General features: G+C 73.4%; 15 protein-coding genes and 2 pseudogenes. 7 read left to right on the top strand and 10 right to left on the bottom strand.

The genetic code is table 11. From position 1 onward, the window contains the following. The first annotated feature begins 5 nt into the window (after window positions 1–5). The 4 genes and pseudogenes from ACH4N1_RS08440 to ACH4N1_RS08425 all read left to right on the top strand — a co-directional run. Window positions 6–404, top strand: a complete 399-nt coding sequence (locus tag ACH4N1_RS08440) for a 6-pyruvoyl tetrahydropterin synthase family protein (RefSeq protein ID WP_382783504.1) — start codon at window positions 6–8, stop codon at window positions 402–404. Further along, complete coding sequence (locus ACH4N1_RS08435; protein WP_398095514.1) at window positions 401–1,603, top strand: glycosyltransferase family 4 protein; 1,203 nt, start codon at window positions 401–403, stop codon at window positions 1,601–1,603. The genes ACH4N1_RS08440 and ACH4N1_RS08435 overlap by 4 nt, the downstream gene beginning before the upstream one ends. After that, window positions 1,600–2,634, top strand: a complete 1,035-nt coding sequence (locus ACH4N1_RS08430; RefSeq protein WP_398095513.1) for a class I SAM-dependent methyltransferase — start codon at window positions 1,600–1,602, stop codon at window positions 2,632–2,634. Before ACH4N1_RS08435 ends, ACH4N1_RS08430 begins: the two co-directional genes overlap by 4 nt. After that, window positions 2,634–3,740: pseudogene (locus ACH4N1_RS08425) on the top strand (lysylphosphatidylglycerol synthase transmembrane domain-containing protein); the annotation flags it as partial. The gene ACH4N1_RS08430 and the pseudogene ACH4N1_RS08425, both read left to right, overlap by 1 nt. A 212-nt stretch (window positions 3,741–3,952) precedes the next feature. On the opposite strand, the gene ACH4N1_RS08420 reads toward ACH4N1_RS08425, so the two are convergent. Beyond that, on the bottom strand, window positions 3,953–4,741 hold the full coding sequence (locus ACH4N1_RS08420; RefSeq protein WP_398095511.1) for a creatininase family protein: 789 nt from the start codon (window positions 4,739–4,741) through the stop codon (window positions 3,953–3,955). A 38-nt stretch (window positions 4,742–4,779) separates the two neighbouring features. Here ACH4N1_RS08420 and ribA point away from each other — a divergent pair, with 38 nt between their 5' ends. Next, complete coding sequence (gene ribA / locus ACH4N1_RS08415) at window positions 4,780–5,439, top strand: GTP cyclohydrolase II (RefSeq protein ID WP_366060044.1); 660 nt, start codon at window positions 4,780–4,782, stop codon at window positions 5,437–5,439. A 176-nt stretch (window positions 5,440–5,615) separates the two neighbouring features. Here the strand turns inward: ribA and ACH4N1_RS08410 are convergent, their stop codons facing one another. The 3 genes from ACH4N1_RS08410 to ACH4N1_RS08400 are packed head-to-tail and all read right to left on the bottom strand — an operon-like array spanning window position 5,616 to window position 9,110. Next, complete coding sequence (locus ACH4N1_RS08410; protein ID WP_398095510.1) at window positions 5,616–6,845, bottom strand: serine hydrolase domain-containing protein; 1,230 nt, start codon at window positions 6,843–6,845, stop codon at window positions 5,616–5,618. A 58-nt stretch (window positions 6,846–6,903) separates the two neighbouring features. Then, window positions 6,904–8,523: an MFS transporter gene (locus ACH4N1_RS08405; RefSeq protein WP_398095509.1), complete on the bottom strand. Its 1,620-nt coding sequence runs from the start codon at window positions 8,521–8,523 to the stop codon at window positions 6,904–6,906. Continuing rightward, window positions 8,520–9,110, bottom strand: a complete 591-nt coding sequence (locus tag ACH4N1_RS08400; RefSeq protein ID WP_398095507.1) for a TetR/AcrR family transcriptional regulator — start codon at window positions 9,108–9,110, stop codon at window positions 8,520–8,522. Before ACH4N1_RS08400 ends, ACH4N1_RS08405 begins: the two co-directional genes overlap by 4 nt. Before the next feature lie 95 nt (window positions 9,111–9,205). Between ACH4N1_RS08400 and ACH4N1_RS08395 the strand changes: the two genes are divergently transcribed. Both ACH4N1_RS08395 and ACH4N1_RS08390 read left to right on the top strand, forming a co-directional pair. Then, window positions 9,206–9,655, top strand: coding sequence for a PPOX class F420-dependent oxidoreductase (locus tag ACH4N1_RS08395; RefSeq protein ID WP_398095506.1), 450 nt, complete (start codon window positions 9,206–9,208; stop codon window positions 9,653–9,655). Between the two features lie 87 nt (window positions 9,656–9,742). Beyond that, a pseudogene (locus ACH4N1_RS08390) lies at window positions 9,743–10,150 on the top strand (sugar phosphate isomerase/epimerase and 4-hydroxyphenylpyruvate domain-containing protein); the annotation flags it as partial. Between the two features lie 20 nt (window positions 10,151–10,170). Here the strand turns inward: ACH4N1_RS08390 and ACH4N1_RS08385 are convergent. From ACH4N1_RS08385 to tal, 6 genes are all read right to left on the bottom strand, one after another. Next, window positions 10,171–11,622: a membrane-associated oxidoreductase gene (locus ACH4N1_RS08385; RefSeq protein WP_398095504.1), complete on the bottom strand. Its 1,452-nt coding sequence runs from the start codon at window positions 11,620–11,622 to the stop codon at window positions 10,171–10,173. A 106-nt stretch (window positions 11,623–11,728) separates the two neighbouring features. Next, window positions 11,729–12,610, bottom strand: a complete 882-nt coding sequence (gene gnd, locus ACH4N1_RS08380) for a phosphogluconate dehydrogenase (NAD(+)-dependent, decarboxylating) (protein WP_398095503.1) — start codon at window positions 12,608–12,610, stop codon at window positions 11,729–11,731. A 6-nt stretch (window positions 12,611–12,616) separates the two neighbouring features. Then, window positions 12,617–14,257, bottom strand: a complete 1,641-nt coding sequence (gene pgi / locus ACH4N1_RS08375; RefSeq protein WP_398095502.1) for a glucose-6-phosphate isomerase — start codon at window positions 14,255–14,257, stop codon at window positions 12,617–12,619. Continuing rightward, window positions 14,250–15,185, bottom strand: coding sequence for a glucose-6-phosphate dehydrogenase assembly protein OpcA (gene opcA / locus ACH4N1_RS08370; protein WP_398095501.1), 936 nt, complete (start codon window positions 15,183–15,185; stop codon window positions 14,250–14,252). Before opcA ends, pgi begins: the two co-directional genes overlap by 8 nt. Then, entirely contained in the window at window positions 15,182–16,726 is a 1,545-nt protein-coding gene (zwf, locus tag ACH4N1_RS08365; protein WP_398095500.1) for a glucose-6-phosphate dehydrogenase, read from the bottom strand. The genes opcA and zwf overlap by 4 nt, the downstream gene beginning before the upstream one ends. Then, complete coding sequence (gene tal, locus ACH4N1_RS08360; RefSeq protein WP_398095498.1) at window positions 16,723–17,886, bottom strand: transaldolase; 1,164 nt, start codon at window positions 17,884–17,886, stop codon at window positions 16,723–16,725. The genes zwf and tal overlap by 4 nt, the downstream gene beginning before the upstream one ends. Between the last annotated feature and the right edge of the window lie 8 nt (window positions 17,887–17,894).

Raw genomic sequence — 17,894 nt, 5'->3', positions numbered from 1 at the left:
GTCCGTTGTTCAGTGTCACGGTCCGCGATCACATCATGATCGCCCACAGCTTCCGCGGCGAGGTCTTCGGACCCGCACAGCGCCTGCACGGAGCGACGTTCCTCGTGGACGCCACCTTCCGCCGCGAACAGCTCGACGACGACAACATCGTCGTCGACATCGGCCTGGCGACCCAGGAACTGGGCGCCGTGGTCAGCGAGCTGAACTACAGGAACCTCGACAACGAGCCCGACTTCGCCGGAGTCAACACCTCCACCGAGTTCCTCGCCAAGGTGATCGCCGACCGGCTCGCCGACCGGATCCACCGGGGCGCGCTCGGCGAGGGCGCCCGCGGCATCGCCGCCCTCTCCGTCACCCTGCACGAGTCGCACGTCGCCTGGGCGAGTTACGAGCGTGCGCTGTGACCGACGTGACCGTGGAAAAGGCCCCGCTCGCCTACCTGCCCGCGCAGCCGGCGGCCCCGAAGACCGGCCCGGCGGCCCCGAAGACCGGGGGAATCATCCCCATGTCCCTGCGTTCCGTGCACTTCGTCATGCCGGGCGGCGTCGACGACCCGGCCAACCCCAGCGGCGGCAACGCCTACGACCGCCGCGTCTGCCTGGACCTCCCCGGCTTCGGCTGGCAGGTCCACCAGCACCGGGTCGCCGGTGAGTGGCCCCGCCCGGGGGCCGCCGCCCGCGCCGAACTGGCCCGCACCCTGCGGGAGCTGCCCGACGGCACGGTCGTCCTGCTGGACGGTCTGGTGGCCTGCGGCGTCCCGGAGATCGTCGTACCGGAGGCGGAACGGCTGCGGCTCGCCGTCCTGGTGCACCTGCCGCTCGGTGACGAGACCGGACTCGACCCGGTGCTCGCCGCCGAACTCGACACCAGGGAACGGGCGGTGCTGCGCGCCGTCCCCGCGGTGATCGCCACCAGCGACTGGGCGGTCCGCCGCCTCGTCTCGCACCACGGCCTCGCCCCGGACAAGGTGCACGACGCCGCACCGGGCGCCGACATCGCCCCCCTCGCCTCCGGCACCGACGGCGTCTCCCGCCTGCTGTGCGTGGCCGCGGTCACCCCCCGCAAGGGCCAGCACCGGCTGATCGAGGCGCTCGCCTCGGTGACCGACCTGCCGTGGACCTGCTCCTGCGTGGGCGGCCTCGGCCAGGACCCGGAGTACGTCGCCCACCTGCGCGGCCTCATCCGCAGGTACGGCCTTGAGGACCGGCTGGAGCTGGCGGGCCCCAAGGCGGGCGCCCAGCTCGACGCCGCGTACGCCGCCGCCGACCTGATGGTCCTCGCCTCCTACGCCGAGACCTACGGCATGGCGGTCACCGAAGCACTGGCCCGCGGCATCCCCGTCCTCGCCACCGACGTGGGCGGCGTGCCCGAGGCGGTCGGCCGCGCCCCCGACGGCGGCGTCCCCGGCATCCTCGTGCCGCCGGAGGACCCGGCAGCCCTCGCCGCCGAACTGCGCGGCTGGTTCGGCGAGGCGGACGTGCGGCGCCGGCTGAAGGCGGCCGCACGGGGCCGGCGGGCGGCCCTGGGCGGCTGGGCGAGCACCGCCCAGCGCCTCGCCGGCGTCCTCGGCCGGCTGCCCGGCGAACCCCGGAGGGCGGCATGAGGAAGACCACGCCGACCCCGGCCGACCTGGCACGGCAGGCCGGGCGGATTCCCGCCCAGCCCGGACCTCGGGAGGTGTCCTCGGACATGGAGACGCAGACATCCGGCGTGATCGCGGGCGCCGGCCCGGTGACCCGCCCCGGCGAACGGCCGACCGTACGGCTGCGCGAGGGGGAGGGGAACGGGGACGGCACGGCGCAGGAGCCGCCCCGCTACGCCCCCGAGTGGCTGCGGCTGCGCGAGCCCGCCGACGCCGCCGCGCGGGCGGCCGACCTGCTGGACCCGCTGCGGATCCGGCTGGCCGACCTGCCCGGACGCCCCGGCGGACTCGTCGTGCACGACCTGGGCTGCGGCACCGGCTCGATGGGCCGCTGGCTCGCCCCCCGCCTGGACGGCCCCCAGCACTGGATCCTGCACGACCGCGACCCCTACCTGCTGCACTTCGCGGCCGTCGGCTCCCCGCGGGCCGCCGCCGACGGCAGCCGGGTCACCGTCGAGACCCGGCGCGGCGACGTCGCCCGGCTGACCCCGGACGCCCTGGCCGGCGCCTCGCTGGTGACCGCGTCGGCGCTGCTGGACGTCCTCACCCGCGAGGAGATCGACACCCTCGCCGCGGCCTGCGCGGGCGCCGGCTGCCCCGCCCTGCTGACCCTCTCGGTGGCCGGACGCGTCGAACTGACCGCCCCCGACCCGATGGACGAGGAGATCGCCGCCGCGTTCAACGACCACCAGCGGCGCGGCGGCCTCCTCGGCCCCGACGCGGTCACCGCGGCCTGCGAGGCGTTCGCCGACCACGGCGCGACCGTGAAGGTGCACCCCAGCGCCTGGCGGCTCGGCCCCTACGAGGCGGCGCTCACCGCCCAGTGGCTGCGCGGCTGGGTCGGCGCCGCCGTCGAGGAGCGCCCCGGCCTCGCCGCCCGCGCCGAGACCTACCTCGCGGCCCGGCTGGCGGCCTGCGCGGCCGGTGAACTCCACGTCACCGTCCACCACAGCGACCTCCTCGCCCTGGCCCGGCCCACGGGCGGCCTCTGATGGGCGCGGAGACGGCGGGCGCGCGTGTCCCGGCGCCGGCCCCGCCGACGCGGTGCGAGCGGGCGACCGTACGACGGCCCCGGCACGACGCCGCCGCGCGGCCGGCCGTGCTCCCGCCCGCGTCCCGCACGGCCACCGTGAACGTGCCCCCGGCCGGTACGGCGGCCACCGGCTCCGCCGCCCCTGCCGGCCCCGCCGTCCCCGCCGTCTCCGCCGTCTCCGCCGTCTCCGCCGTCTCCGAGGACCGTACCGGGACGATCGTGACCGGGCCGGCCCCGCGGCCGGCCGCGCGTTCCCGTTTCGCGGCGCTGCGCACCCACGGCGGCACCCTCGCCGGGGTCCTGATCCTCGGCGTCCTGCTGTGGCGGACGGGCACCGGCCCCGTCGTGGACGGGCTGCGGCGCATCGACGCCGTCACCCTGCTCCTCGGGCTCGGGATCGGCGCCGTCACCACCGTGTTCAGCGCGTGGCGTTGGGCGCTGGTGGCCCGTGGACTGCGGATCCGGCTTCCGCTCGGGCCCGCCGTCGCCGACTACTACCGCTCGCTGTTCCTCAACGCGGCCCTGCCCGGCGGCATCCTCGGCGACGTGCACCGCGCCGTGCGCCACGGACAGAGCACCGGAGACGTCGGACGCGGCGTGCGGGCCGTCGTCCTGGAGCGCACGGCGGGCCAACTCGTGCTGGCCCTCGCCGGAGTGACGATCCTGCTGACCCTGCCGTCCCCCGTCATGGCGGACGTACGGCACTTCGCGCCGGCCGTCGGCCTCGGCGCGGTCGGCGCGCTCGCCGTCGTCCTCGCCGTGCGGATGAACTCCTCGGCGGCCCGCCGGGGCGGACGCACGGGCAGGGCGCTCGCCGAGGCACGCGAGGGACTGCTGTCCCGGCGCAACGGACCGGGCGTCGCCCTGTCGTCGGCGGTCGTCCTGGCCGGCCACCTGGCCACCTTCGTCGTGGCCGCCCGCGCGGCCGGCTCCGCCGCCCCGGTGCTCACACTGCTGCCGCTGGCGGTCCTCGCGCTGCTCGCGATGGGCGTGCCGCTCAACGTCGGTGGCTGGGGGCCCCGCGAGGGCGTCACCGCCTGGGCGTTCGGCGCCGCCGGCCTCGGCGCGGGCACCGGGCTCGCCGTCGCCGTCGTGTACGGGGTGCTGAGCTTCGCGGCCGCGCTGCCGGGCCTCGCCGTCCTCGTCGCCCGCTGGTGCGGGAGGCCGGGGAACACGGAGCCGCGGGACGAGGACCCCGCCTCCGGTACGACGGCCTGCGACGCCGTCGTACCCGTCGTACCCGCCGGCGCACCGGAGGCGGGGCCCGGCGCCGCGCGTTACGCGGGACCGTCCCCGGAATCCTCCGCCGTGGTCCCGGACGTCAGTATCGAGAAATACGCTCCGAAGGAATCCGTCAGGCTCGACAGGATTTCCTTCCCCTTTTCCGCGGACCCCAGGGAGGGACGGCCGATGACGCCCGAATCGGTATAGGCGGACATTCCCAGCGTGAGCAGATGGCGACGGTCGTCCGCGGTGAAATCGGCGGACTCGTAACCGGGCCGGACGAGTTCGGGACGGGTGTGCAGCAGGATCGAGGTCTCGATCTCCCCGGCGTGCATGTCGGTGAGCAGCGAGGTCGACACCCCGGCCGCCGCCCGGGCCTCCTCCCAGTCCTCCGGGGCCGGGAAGAGCGCCATCCGCTCACCGCGGGCGGAGGACTCCTGGACGGCGTTGCCCAGGACGTAGTTCCCGCCGTGTCCGTTGACGAGCACCAGGGCCTCGACGCCCGAGCGGCGCAGTGAGGCCGCGATGTCCTGTACCACCGCGTGAAGGGTGACGGCGGAGATGCTGACGGTTCCCGGCCAGTCCGCGTGCTCGTGCGAGCAGGCGATGGTCACCGGAGGGAGGAGGTGCACCGGATACGCGGCGGCCACCTCCCCGGCGATCGCGCACGCGACGAGCGTGTCGGTGGCCAACGGCAGGTACGGTCCGTGCTGTTCGAAGCTTCCGACGGGCAGCACCGCCACCTGGACCGGGACGTCCGCGCCCCGCGACCGCACGTCCTCGGTGGTGTCCGCCGGCACGAGTCCGTACGCCTGCGCCGTCCGCATTCCCGAACCACTCATCTTTTCCCGGCCTTTCGTCTCTGCTTAGGAACCAGATCATGACAGACAAATTTGGCGTGCTCGGCAAGAAGTCCTCCCAGCGCACCGGTGTGGAACGCGTGGTGAATGCACCGCTGCCCACCGTGTACGGCAAATTCCAGGCGATCGGTTACCTCGACCACGACCGCGGCGACGAGCAGGTCGCCCTGGTGTACGGCGATCCCGGCACCGAGAACGTGCTGACCCGGCTGCACTCGGAATGCCTCACCGGTGACGCGTTCGGCTCCCAGCACTGCGAGTGCGGCGACCAGCTCGAGTCGGCGCTGCGGGCCGTCGTCGCCGAGGGCCGGGGCATCGTCGTCTACCTGCGCGGGCACGAGGGCCGGGGCATCGGACTGCTGGGCAAACTGCGGGCGATGGCGCTCCAGGCGGAGGGTCTGGACACCGTCGAGGCGAACGTGGCGCTGGGCTTCCCGGTGGACGCGCGGGACTACAAGGTGGCCGCCGACATCCTGCGCGACCTGGGCGTGCGCTCCGTCCGCCTGATGTCGAACAACCCGCGCAAGCGGGAGGCGCTGGTGGACAACGGCGTCCAGGTCGCCGAGGAGGTGCCGCTGCTGATCGAGCCGTGCGAGAACAACATCACGTACCTGCGCACCAAGCGGGAGCGGCTGGACCACCGCCTGCCCCACCTGGACGCGGTCGCGCACTGGTCCTGAGTGCACGGACGTGAGCGCACGGACGTGAGCGCACGCGCTGCCGGCCGCCGCGACGCACAGGGGCCGCGACGGCCGGCGCGCATCACGGGACCGGCGCACGACGGGCCGGCCGGGCCGTGCGGGGAGGGGGACCGGGGCCACGACCACCCGAGGGCCAGTCCCTGACCGCCCGGCGGTCAGTCCGTGACCGCTTCGTGGACCAGCCGCTTGAGGTCGGGGTAGAGCTTCAACGACCTCCTCGGCCGTACCTGCGTGAAGAACTGGACGGTGAGGTCGCGGCTCGGGTCGACCCAGAACGTCGTCGTGGCCACCCCGCTCCAGCCGTAGGTGCCGAGCCCGGAGGGGGCGCGGGTGCGTTCCGGGTCGATCACCACGGAGACGCCGAGGCCGAAGCCGACGCCGTCGTTGCCGGGATCGTCGTGGGCGGGGCGGCTGCCGACCGTGCGCAGGTCGGCGCCGCCGGGCAGATGGTTGCGGGTCATCAGGTCCACCGTCGCGGGCTTCAGCAGGCGTGTGCCGTCGAGTTCGCCGCGGCGGCGCAGCAACTCGGCGAAGCGGTGGATGTCGTACGCGGTCGCCACCATGCCGCCGCTCCCGGACAGGAACCGGGGCCGCCCGGACAGGGGCAGCCCGGGGATCGGCTCGATCCCGCCGTCCTCGGTGTCGCCGTACAACTCCGCCAGCCGGCCCGCCTGTTCGCCGGTGACCTGGAAACCGGCGTCGGGCATGCCGAGGGGACGGAAGATCCGTTCGGCGAGGAACGCATCGAGGGGCCGGCCGGAGACGACCTCGACGATCCGGCCCAGGACGTTGGCGGCCACCGAGTAGTTCCACTGCGTGCCGGGCTCGAACTGGAGCGGCAGACGCGCGTACGCCTCGACGGTCCCGGCCAGGTCCGAGCCCGGCAGCACCGCCGACTCCAGCCCGGCCTCGCGGTACAGGGCGTCGACCGGGTGGCAGTGGTAGAAGGCGAAGGTCAGGCCCGCGGTGTGGGTCATCAGGTGCCGTACGAGCACCGGCTGCCCGACCGGGCGCGTCTCCAGGTCCGCGCCGGAGCCCCGGACGTACACGCGCTGGTCGGCGAAGGCCGGCAGGTGCGCGGCGACCGGGTCGTCGAGCGAGAGCCGGCCCTCCTCCACCAGCATCAGCGCGGCGACCGAGGTGACCGGCTTGGTCATCGAGTAGATCCGCCACAGCGTGTCGGACTCGACGGGCAGTCCGGCGGCGATGTCGCGCCGGCCGTGGGTGGTGAGGTGCGCGACCCGGCCGCCGCGGGCGACGGCCACGAGGAAACCGGGCAGCCGTCCCTCGTCGACGTGGTGGGCGAGATACTGGTCGAGGCGGTCCAGCGCCTTCCCGTCCAGCCCCACCTCGCTCGGGTCGACCTGTTGCCGCAGCTGTGCCATGGCTCTCCTCCGGTGCGTTCGATCAAGGCGCGGTCCGGCATACCCCGTCGGAACGGTCTCAGACCTCATCGTCGCCCAGGGACGGCGGGAAAGGACCCCTTTCGACAGCGGGAACGGGATGCCCCGCGTCCCCCGGACCGGCGGCGGGAGGCACCGGGAGGACATCGGCGGAGTGGGGAGGGCCGGACGGACGGCCGGGGGCGGGGCGCGGCGCGGGGCCGGCGGGAACCCCGGTGGCGGCCGGGCGCGGCCGTCCCGGAAGCGCCCGGCACAGCGGCAGCACCGCCGCGGCCGCCACGGCGAGCGCGACGAGGGGCGCCCTGCTCCCGCCCGTGTCCATGAGCACGGTCGCCGCCGCCACCCCGAGCACCGGCCCGATGTTCATGGCCGTCTGCTGCAGGCCGCCCGCCACCCCGGCCGACTCCGCGGGCGCCTGCCGTACGACGACGTGGGTGGCCGCGACCATCACCGTCCCGAACCCGGCGCCCACCAGCGCGAACCCGGCGCAGAAGGCGGCCGTGCCCGGGGCGGCGGCGAGCACGAGGAGACCGGCGGCGAGTACGGCGACGGCCCCCGCGACGGTTCGGACGGCGCCGGCCCGGCGCAGCAGGACGGCCGACGCCGGCGCCGCGGCCACCAGGAACGCGGCCAGCGGGAGGCTGACGAGGGCCGTGCCCAGCGGGGTGAGCCCCAGGTCGTCCTGGAGGACGTACACGCAGGCGAACAGGCCGCCGTTGAGGGCCGCCGACACGATGACCAGCAGGGTCAGGGCAGCCCGGACCGGCGGGGAACCGATGACGGCCGCGGGCACCAGCGGCGCCGGTGCGCGGCGCTCGTGGCGGACGAAGGCGGCACCGGCGACCACGGCCGCCACCGCGCCCGTCGCGCCGGCCGGCCCCCCGGGCGCGACGAGGGTGTGCACCAGGCAGGCCAGCGCCACCGCCAGCCAGAGGGCACCGGCCGCGTCGAGAGCCCGTACGGACGCGGACACCGAAGAAGAGGCCGATGCCGAAGCCGAAGAGGAGGCTGGAGTCGAAGAGGAGGCTGGAGCCGGGGCCGGAGCCGAAGAGGAGGCTGGAGAGGAGGCTGGAGTCGAAGAGGAGGCCGGAGCCGCCGCCCGTGCCGCACCCTCCCGTCCACCGGCGGTGAGGGCGAGGGCGCCGAAGGCCAGTGCCGGCACCACGTTCAGCAGGAACACGGCCCGCCATCCGAAGCCCGTCGTCAGCGCCCCGCCCAGCACCGGACCGGCGGCGGCCGCCAGCCCGATCGCGGCCGTCCGCACGGCGATCGGCCGCCGCAGCCGATCCGCCGGGTACGCCGAGCGCAGCATGCCGAGCGTGGCCGGCTGCAACAGCGCCCCGAACACCCCCTGCACCACCCGCAGGGCGATCACCCAGCCCACGCCCGGCGCCACCGCGACACCGACGGAGGCCGCCCCGAAGCCGAGCATGCCCACCGCGAACGTACGCCGGTGGCCGTACCGGTCGCCGAGCCGCCCGGCGAACACCAACAGGCTCGCCACGGCGACGAGATACCCGGTGCTGGTCCACTGGACCTGGGCGAAGTCGGCGTCCAGGTCGCGGCGCAGGGTGGGCTGGGCGACGGTGAGGACGGTGCCGTCCAGGGCCACGACCACGGCACCGGCCACACTGCTCACCAGGATCGGAGGCCGCTTCACCGACCGGCCTCCGGCCCCAGGTGCGCGTCGAGCGCCGTCCGCAGCAGCGGCTCGAACTCTTGCGTGTCCGTGGCGAGTTGCAGGCTTCCCCAGCTCCACAGCTGGGCGATGCCGTGCAGGTTCGCCCACAGCGCCGCCGTGACCGCACGGGCGTCGGCGCCGGGCCGTACCCGGCCGACCAGGTCCACCAGCACGCCGAACAGCGGGAGACTGGTGTCGCGGAGCCCCAGGTGGCCGCTCTCCAACAGGTCGTGACGGAACATCAGCTCATACATGCCGGGGTTGCCGAGGGCGAACTCCAGGTAGGTGCGGCCCAGTTCCGTGATCTGGTCGCGGGCGGGCGCGGTGCCGTCGCCGCGGGCCGCCGCCACCCGGCCGGACAGGTCGGTGAAGCCCCTGCGGGCGATGGCCGACAGCAGTTCCAGGTGGGTGGGGAAGTGGCGGCGCGGGGCCCCGTGCGAGACGCCCGCCCTGCGGGCGATCTCCCGCAGGGTCAGTGCCCCGACGCCCTCCCGGGCCAGCAGTTCCACCCCGACGTCGACCAGCCGGACCCGCAGGTCCGCCCCCGGCTTCTCCTCATCGCTCATGGACAGTGTCTACCAGTCGTGCGTAGACACTGTCTACTCACATGTGCGGGTGTCCGCCCGGGAATGCGGACGCGTCCCGCGCCGGTTGTGCCGACATGACTCAGGACTCGACGCGGCACGCCCTGCTCGCCCTGCTCTCCGACGGCCCCGGCGGGGTGCTGGTCACCCTCAAGCGGGACGGGCGCCCGCAGCTGTCCAACGTCAGCCACCACTACCACCCGGACGAGGGCGTCATCCGGATCTCCGTCACCGACGACCGGGCGAAGACCCGCAACCTGCGCCGCGACCCGCGCGCCTCGTACCACGTCTCCGCGCCCGACCGCCGTGCCTACACGGTCGTCGAGGGCACCGCCGACCTCTCGCCGGTGGCCGAGCACCCCTACGACGACACGGTCGAGGAACTCGTCCGGCTCTACCGCGACCTCCTGGGCGAACACCCCGACTGGGAGGACTACCGCGCCGCCATGGTCCGCGACCGCCGCCTCGTGGTGCGCGTACGCGTGGAGCGGGCCTACGGCATCCCCAGGAGCGGTGACGAGGGATAGCGGGCCCTGACCGCGGGCACGCCCGGGCCCCCGGAGCCGCTGCCGGCGTCCGGGGGCCCGGGGGCGCGGTCGCTCAGGCCGTCACCGTCTCCGTCTCCCGCCGGGCCGCCTCCGGACGGGTGCGCCGGCCCAGCTCCTCGGTCGGCACCTTCGCCGTCTCGCGGGCGGACACACGTCCGGCACATCGCCCTGGCCGTCCCCGACGTGGTCGCGGCGGCCCGCCGCTTCACCGAGGCCGGCGGCCGCCTCCTGCCGATCCCCGCGAACTACCACGACGACCTCGCGGCCCGGTACGAGTTCGCCGACGGCGAGCTGGAGACGTACCGCGAGCTGGGCATCCTCTACGACCGGGACGCCCACGGGGTCTTCCGGCACTGCTACACCCGCACCGTCGGCCGCGTCTTCCTCGAACTCGTCCAGCGCGACGGCGGCTACCGGGGCTACGGCGCCGTGAACGCTCCGGTGCGGCTGGCGGCCCAGCACGCCGAACGCTGACCGGCGGGCCCCGGCCCGGTCTACTGCCGGCTGACCGTCCTCGTCACACCGGCGACGACGGTCGAGGCCAGGAGCCAGCCGGTCAGGATCAGGACGTACGACAGGATCCGGTGCCAGCCGGACGGGGCGAACGCGGACTCCTGGCCGAACGAGACGACCGGCAGGAGCAGGTCGAGCGTGTAGAAGACCGGGTCGAAGTCGGGGGCCTCGGACGCCTTGAGCGCCCGCGGGTGCTCCAGCGCGAACGCCACCGACCCGGCCGCCAGCAGCGACAGCAGCCATACGGCGGCCCGCAGCGGGCGGAAGCCGTAGCCGACGGCCGCGTCCTGCAGGTGCCCCCACAGCCGGCCGTACCAGGGGAGGGTGCCCCGGTGCCGGCGCAGCTTGGCGAGCTGCACCAGCCGGGCGGCCCGGTCGTCACCGGCGTGGCGGTAGGCGGCGGTGAGCTGCTCGTAGGCGTGCGGGTCGAACGCGTCGTCGTCGCGCTCCAGCATGGGCAGCCGGCGCTCGGCGGGCTCGTGCGGGGTGAGGAAGGTGTAGGTGAGGTCGAGCAGACGCACCTGGCCGGGCAGCATCTCCGGCTCGACGTGGAGCTGGTTGATCTCGGCGCGCCGCAGGTTGAGCCTGCCCACGACCGGCGGGCCCCCGCGCAGCCACATCTCGCCGATCACGCAGCTGCTGGCGCGCAGGGCGGTGTCGCCGGGGGAGGAGAGCGTCGCGTGCAGCAGGTCGACGCGGCCGGGTATGCGCGCGCCGCGCAGGTCGATCCGGCCGTGGGCGCGCAGGCGGCGGCCGATGATGTGGGCGCCGACCTCGAGGGACTCCCCGTCCAGGACGTGCGCCCCCGGGTTGCTCAGTTCGGCTTCCTCCAGGTCGATCGAGCCGGCCACGCTCGCGCCGTCCAGCCGGATCAGGCCGCGGGTGCGCAGGCCCCGCGCGCAGAGGTCGTCGTCGACGGAGATCCGGTTGAGCTGGAGCGCGGTCCGCGCCGGGCCGTCCGCGCCGGCCTCCGCGCCGTCCAGGTACAGGGCCCCCGAGATCTGGGTCCTGCTCAGGATCACCGCGCCGTCGACACGGCAGTGGGTCAGGCGCAGCCCGCCGTCGATCCGGCAGTGGTCCGCCGACAGGCCCGGCAGCACGGAGTCGCGCAGGGTGACGTAGCCGAGCTGGGCGCCGGAGAGACGGGGTGCCTCGTCGAAGCGGCAGTGGTGGAGGCGGATGACGCTGTCGACGGTCGCGTACCGCAGGTCGAGCACACCGGTGATGCGGGCTCCGACCACCATGAGGGCCGCGACTTCCCCCGGCTCCCGCGGGCCGTTGAGGAGCAGCGCCCGCAACACGGCCGCCCGCAGGGTCCGTTCGGGTCCGTCCTGGGCGCCCCCGGCGTCCGCGGTCCGGAAGTCCACGGGCCGTGCCGTGGCGAAGGCCCGCCAGACGCGCCGCTCGGCCGGTGTCAGATCGTCGATCTCCATCAGCCGCGACTCTGGCGGGCCCTCCGTACGGTGTCAACCGGGGTCCGACGGACCGTCAGGAGCGGGGGCACGCCCGCCGCTCACCGGGCGTGCCCCGCGACCGGGCCTACTGCTTCGCCGACTCCACGGCGTGGCCGCCGAACTGGTTGCGCAGGGCGGCGATCATCTTCATCTGCGGCGAGTCCTCCTGGCGGGAGGCGAACCGCGCGAACAGCGAGGCCGTGATGGCCGGGAGCGGCACCGCGTTGTCGATGGCGGCCTCCACGGTCCAGCGGCCCTCGCCGGAGTCCTGGGCGTAGCCGCGCAGCTTGTCCAGGTGCTCGTCCTCGTCGAGGGCGTCGACCGCCAGGTCGAGCAGCCAGGAGCGGATGACGGTGCCCTCCTGCCAGGAGCGGAACACCTCGCGGACGTCGGTGACCGAGTCGACCTTCTCCAGCAGCTCCCAGCCCTCGGCGTAGGCCTGCATCATGGCGTACTCGATGCCGTTGTGGACCATCTTCGAGAAGTGGCCGGCGCCGACCTTGCCCGCGTGGACGTAGCCGTACGGGCCCTCCGGCTTGAGCGCGTCGAAGACCGGCCGGAGCCGGTCGACGTGCTCCTGCTCGCCGCCGACCATCAGGGCGTAGCCGTTCTCCAGGCCCCACACACCGCCGGAGACGCCGGCGTCGACGAAGCCGATGCCCTTGGCGCCGAGCTCGCGGGCGTGCTTCTCGTCGTCCGTCCAGCGGGAGTTGCCGCCGTCCACGACCGTGTCGCCGGCCTCCAGCAGACCGCCGAGCTCGTCGACGACCGACTGGGTGGCGGCGCCGGCCGGGACCATCACCCAGACGACGCGCGGTGCCTGGAGCCCTTCGACCAGTTCGGCCAGGCTGCTCACGTCGGTGACGTCGGGGTTGCGGTCGTAGCCGATGACGGTGTGGCCCGCGCGGCGGATCCGCTCGCGCATGTTGCCGCCCATCTTGCCGAGACCGATGAGACCGAGCTGCATGTCAGTTCACTTCCTGAGAGTGCGGTAGGCGGCGACGAGGGCGGTGGTGGAGGGGTCCAGGCCGGGCACCTCGGTGCCCTCGGTCAGGGCCGGTTCGATCCGCTTGGCGAGGACCTTGCCGAGCTCCACGCCCCACTGGTCGAAGGAGTCGATGTTCCAGACCGCGCCCTGGACGAACACCTTGTGCTCGTAGAGGCCGATGAGCTGGCCGAGGACCGAGGGGGTCAGCTCGCGCGCCAGGATCGTGGTGGTGGGCCGGTCGCCGCGGAACGTCTTGTGCGCCACCAGTTCCTCGGGCACGCCCTCCGCGCGGACCTCCTCCGGCGTCTTGCCGAAGGCCAGCGCCTGGGTCTGGGCGAAGAAGTTGGCCATCAACAGGTCGTGCTGGGCCTTGAGTTCGTCGCTCAGCTCACCGACAGGACGGGCGAAGCCGATGAAGTCGGCCGGGATGAGCTTGGTGCCCTGGTGGATCAACTGGTAGTAGGCGTGCTGCCCGTTGGTGCCCGGGGTGCCCCAGACGACCGGCCCGGTCTGCCAGTCCACCGGGTTGCCGTCGCGGTCCACCGACTTGCCGTTGGACTCCATGTCCAACTGCTGGAGATAGGCGGTGAACTTGGAGAGGTAGTGCGAGTAGGGCAGCACCGCGTGCGACTGGGCGTCGTGGAAGTTGCCGTACCAGATGCCCAGCAGACCCATCAGCAGCGGGGCGTTGGCCTCGGCGGGGGCGGTGCGGAAGTGCTCGTCGACGAGGCGGAAGCCGTCGAGCATCTCGCGGAAGCGGTCCGGTCCGACGGCGATCATCAGCGACAGGCCGATCGCCGAGTCGAAGGAGTAGCGGCCGCCGACCCAGTCCCAGAACTCGAACATGTTGGCCGTGTCGATGCCGAAGTCGGACACCTTCCCGGCGTTCGTCGACAGCGCCACGAAGTGCTTGGCGACCGCCTTCTCCTCGCCGCCCAGCCCCTTCAGCAGCCAGTCGCGGGCCGAGGTGGCGTTGGTGATGGTCTCGATGGTGGTGAACGTCTTCGACGCGACGATGAAGAGCGTCTCCGCCGGGTCGAGGTCGCGGACGGCCTCGTGCAGGTCGGCGCCGTCCACGTTGGAGACGAAACGGACCGTCAGCGCGCGGTCGGTGAAGGCCCGCAGCACCTCGTACGCCATCGCCGGGCCGAGGTCGGAGCCGCCGATCCCGATGTTCACGACGTTCCTGATGGGCCGGCCGGTGTGACCGGTCCACTCGCCCGAGCGGATCCGGTCGGCGAAGGCCGCCATCCGGTCCAGGACCGCGTGCACACCGGGCACCACGTTCTCGCCGTCGACCTCGACCACCGCGTCCCGGGGGGCGCGCAGCGCGGTGTGCAGGACCGCCCGGTCCTCGGTGGTGTTGATCTTCTCGCCGCGGAACATCGCGTCCCGCAGCCCGAACACGTCGGTGGCGGCGGCCAGTTCCTGGAGGAGGGCGAGAGTCTCGTCGGTGACGAGGTGCTTGGAGTAGTCGATCCGCAGATCGCCGACGTGCACCACGTAGCGCTCCGCGCGTCCCGGGTCCGTCGCGAACAGCTCGCGCAGCCGGGCAGGTCGGCGGGCGCGGTGGTCCTCCAGCGCGGCCCACTCGGGCCGCTGGGTGAGCACGGGGGTGTCAGACATGGGCGGGGTTCTCCTCGGTGGCCTCGCCCCGCAGGGCGATGGCGTACATCTCGTCCGCGTCGAGGCGCCGCAGCTCCTCGGCGATCAGTTCGGAGGTGGGGCGGACCTTCAGCGCGAGGGTCCGCGAGGGCTGGCTTGGCAGGGACATCGTGGCCAGCGGGCCCTCGGGCCGGTCGATGACGATCTCGCCGTCACCGGTGCCGAGCCGGACGGCCGTGACGACCGGACCGGCGGTCTCCACCCGGTCCACGGACACCTTCAGCCGGGCCTCCAGCCAGCGCGCGAGCAGCTCGGCGCTCGGGTTGTCCGCCTCGCTCTCCACGGCCGCCGACACGATCGGCACCCGCGCCTGGTCCAGCGCCGCCGCCAGCATCGAACGCCACGGCGTCAGCCGGGTCCACGCCAGGTCGGTGTCGCCGGGCGCGTACGACCGCACGCGCATCTCCAGCGCCTGGAGGGGCCGCTCGACGGCGTACATGTCGGTGATCCGGCGCTGGGCGAGCGCGCCCAGCGGGTCCTTGACCGGGTTCTGCGGCGCGTCCACCGGCCACCACACGACGACCGGGGCGTCCGGCAGCAGCAGCGGCAGCACGACGGAGTCGGCGTGGTCGGACACCTCGCCGTAGGTCCGCAGGATCACGGTCTCCCCGGTGCCGGCCTCGGAACCCACCCGGACCTCGGCGTCGAGCCGCGACTGCGTGCGCTCGCGGGGGCTGCGGGCGTGCCGCTTGATGACGACCAGGGTGCGCGAGGGGTGCTCGTGCGAGGCCTCCTCGGCCGCCTTGATCGAGTCGTAGGCGTTCTCCTCGTCCGTGACGATCACCATCGTCAGGACCATGCCCACGGCCGGTGTGCCGATGGCGCGGCGGCCCTTCACCAGCGCCTTGTTGATCTTGCTTGCCGTGGTGTCGGTCAGGTCGATCTTCATGGCCTGCGCCAGCTCCGTCCGTCTTGTGCGAGCATCTCGTCGGCTTCCTCGGGTCCCCAGCTTCCCGAGGCGTACTGCGCGGGCCTGCCGTGCCGTGCCCAGTGCTCCTCGATCGGGTCGAGGATCCTCCAGGACTCTTCCACTTCCTGGTGGCGCGGGAACAGGTTGGCGTCGCCGAGCAGCACGTCCAGGATGAGGCGCTCGTACGCCTCCGGGCTGGACTCCGTGAAGGACTCGCCGTACGCGAAGTCCATCGTGACGTCCCGGATCTCCATCGACGTGCCCGGCACCTTGGAGCCGAAACGGACGGTGACGCCCTCGTCGGGCTGGACCCGGATGACGATCGCGTTGGCACCGAGTTCCTCGGTGGCGCTGGAGTCGAAGGGCGAGTGCGGCGCCCGCTGGAAGACCACCGCGATCTCGGTGACGCGGCGGCCCAGGCGCTTGCCGGTGCGCAGGTAGAACGGGACGCCCGCCCAGCGGCGGTTGTCGACGTTCAGCCGGACGGCGGCGTAGGTGTCCGTGGTGGACGACGGGTCGATGCCGTCCTCCTCCAGATAGCCGCGCACCTTCTCGCCGCCCTGCCAGGCGCCCGCGTACTGCGCCCGCACCGTGTGCCGGCCGAGGTCCTCCGGCAGCTTCACGGCGTGGAGGACCTTCAGCTTCTCGGTCAGCAGCGAGGCCGCGTCGAAGGAGGCGGGCTCCTCCATCGCGGTCAGCGCCATCAGCTGCAGGAGGTGGTTCTGGATGACGTCGCGCGCCGAGCCGATGCCGTCGTAGTAGCCGGCCCGGCCGCCGATGCCGATGTCCTCGGCCATCGTGATCTGGACGTGGTCGACGTACGACCGGTTCCAGATCGGCTCGAACATCTGGTTGGCGAAGCGCAGCGCCAGGATGTTCTGGACGGTCTCCTTGCCCAGGTAGTGGTCGATGCGGAACACCTGGTCCGGCTCGAACACGTCGTGCACGATCGCGTTCAGCTCCTGCGCGCTCGCCAGGTCGTGCCCGAACGGCTTCTCGATGACCGCCCGCCGCCACGACCCGTCCGGCGCGTTCGCCAGCCCGTGCTTCTTGAGCTGCTCGACGACCTTGGGGAAGAACTTCGGCGGGACCGACAGGTAGAAGGCGAAGTTGCCGCCGGTGCCGCGGGACCGGTCCAGCTCCTCGACGGCGTCGCGCAGCTGCTCGAACGCCGTGTCGTCGTCGAAGTCGCCCGGGATGAACCGCATGCCCTCGGCGAGCTGCTGCCAGACCTCCTCGCGGAACGGCGTCCGCGCGTACTCGCGCACCGCGTCGTGGACGACCTGCGCGAAGTCCTGGTCCTCCCAGTCGCGGCGGGCGAAGCCGACGAGCGAGAAGCCCGGCGGGAGCAGGCCGCGGTTGGCGAGGTCGTAGACGGCGGGCATCAGCTTCTTGCGGGACAGGTCGCCGGTCACGCCGAAGATGACGAGCCCGGACGGGCCGGCGATACGGGGCAGACGCCGGTCGCGGGGATCCCGCAACGGGTTGTCCCAGGCGGCGTCGGTGCCGGCAGTGCTCATTCCGCGTCAGCTCCCTCGGTGTCGATCGCCTCGGTGTTCAGCGACTTCGTGACCGCGTCCAGCAGGTCCTGCCACGCCACCGCGAACTTGGCGACGCCCTCTTCCTCCAACCGGGTGACGACCTCGTCGTAGGAGATGCCGAGCGCCGCCACGGCGGCGAGGTCCGCACGGGCCTGCGCGTAGCCGCCGGTGACCGTGTCGCCGGTGACGGCACCGTGGTCGGCGGTGGCGTTCAGCGTGGCCTCCGGCATGGTGTTGACGGTGCCGGGCGCCACGAGTTCGTCGACGTACAGCGTGTCCTTGTACGCAGGATCCTTCACACCGGTGGATGCCCACAGCGGACGCTGCTTGTTCGCCTTCGCCCCGGCGAGGGCGGTCCAGCGGTCTCCCGCGAAGACCTCCTCGTACGCCTGGTAGGCCAGCCGCGCGTTGGCGAGCGCCGCCCGCCCGCGGAGCGCGAGGGCCTCGTCGGTGCCGAGGACGGTGAGGCGCTTGTCGATCTCGGCGTCGACGCGGGAGACGAAGAAGGAGGCGACGGAGTGGACCGTGGAGAGGTCGAGGCCCCGCGCGGCGGCCTTCTCCAGGCCGGCCAGGTAGGCCTCCATGACCTCGCGGTAGCGCTCCAGGGAGAAGATCAGCGTGACGTTGACGCTGATGCCGAGACCGATGACCTCGGTGATCGCGGGGAGACCGGCCTTCGTCGCCGGAATCTTGATCATGACGTTGGGGCGGTCCACGAGCCAGGCCAGCTGCTTCGCCTCGGCGATCGTGGCCGCGGTCTCGTGGGCGAGACGCGGGTCGACCTCGATGGAGACCCGGCCGTCACGGCCCCCCGTGGCCGTGTGCACGGACCGCAGGACGTCGGCGGCCGCCCGCACGTCCGCGGTCGTCATCATCCGTACCGCCTCGTCGACCGTGACACCCCGTACGGCGAGGTCGGCGAGCTGCTCCTGGTAGCCCTCGCCGGAGCCGATGGCGGCCTGGAAGATCGACGGGTTGGTGGTGACGCCGACGACGTGCCGGCCGGCGACGAGCTCGGCCAGGTTGCCGGACGTGATCCGCTCGCGGGACAGGTCGTCCAGCCAGATCGAGACGCCTTCGTCGGAGAGGCGCCGCAGGGCACCACCCGCGGTGGCGGTTGTTTCGGTCACTGTGATCATCTTCTTTC

The sequence above is a fragment of the Streptomyces sp. NPDC017202 genome (assembly GCF_044331705.1).
In the GTDB taxonomy this organism is placed as follows: domain Bacteria; phylum Actinomycetota; class Actinomycetes; order Streptomycetales; family Streptomycetaceae; genus Streptomyces.
Note: the sequence above shows the minus strand (reverse complement) of the source record. Positions and strands in the feature narration are given on the sequence as shown.

Coding starts and splice junctions, on each gene's coding strand:
- tal (WP_398095498.1), bottom strand. CDS start 17,886: ATGATCACAGTGACCGAAACAACCGCCACCGCGGGTGGTGCCCTGCGG.
- ACH4N1_RS08430 (WP_398095513.1), top strand. CDS start 1,600: ATGAGGAAGACCACGCCGACCCCGGCCGACCTGGCACGGCAGGCCGGG.
- pgi (WP_398095502.1), bottom strand. CDS start 14,257: ATGTCTGACACCCCCGTGCTCACCCAGCGGCCCGAGTGGGCCGCGCTG.
- ACH4N1_RS08385 (WP_398095504.1), bottom strand. CDS start 11,622: ATGGAGATCGACGATCTGACACCGGCCGAGCGGCGCGTCTGGCGGGCC.
- ACH4N1_RS08420 (WP_398095511.1), bottom strand. CDS start 4,741: ATGAGTGGTTCGGGAATGCGGACGGCGCAGGCGTACGGACTCGTGCCG.
- ACH4N1_RS08410 (WP_398095510.1), bottom strand. CDS start 6,845: ATGGCACAGCTGCGGCAACAGGTCGACCCGAGCGAGGTGGGGCTGGAC.
- gnd (WP_398095503.1), bottom strand. CDS start 12,610: ATGCAGCTCGGTCTCATCGGTCTCGGCAAGATGGGCGGCAACATGCGC.
- ribA (WP_366060044.1), top strand. CDS start 4,780: ATGACAGACAAATTTGGCGTGCTCGGCAAGAAGTCCTCCCAGCGCACC.
- opcA (WP_398095501.1), bottom strand. CDS start 15,185: ATGAAGATCGACCTGACCGACACCACGGCAAGCAAGATCAACAAGGCG.
- ACH4N1_RS08400 (WP_398095507.1), bottom strand. CDS start 9,110: ATGAGCGATGAGGAGAAGCCGGGGGCGGACCTGCGGGTCCGGCTGGTC.
- zwf (WP_398095500.1), bottom strand. CDS start 16,726: ATGAGCACTGCCGGCACCGACGCCGCCTGGGACAACCCGTTGCGGGAT.
- ACH4N1_RS08395 (WP_398095506.1), top strand. CDS start 9,206: ATGACTCAGGACTCGACGCGGCACGCCCTGCTCGCCCTGCTCTCCGAC.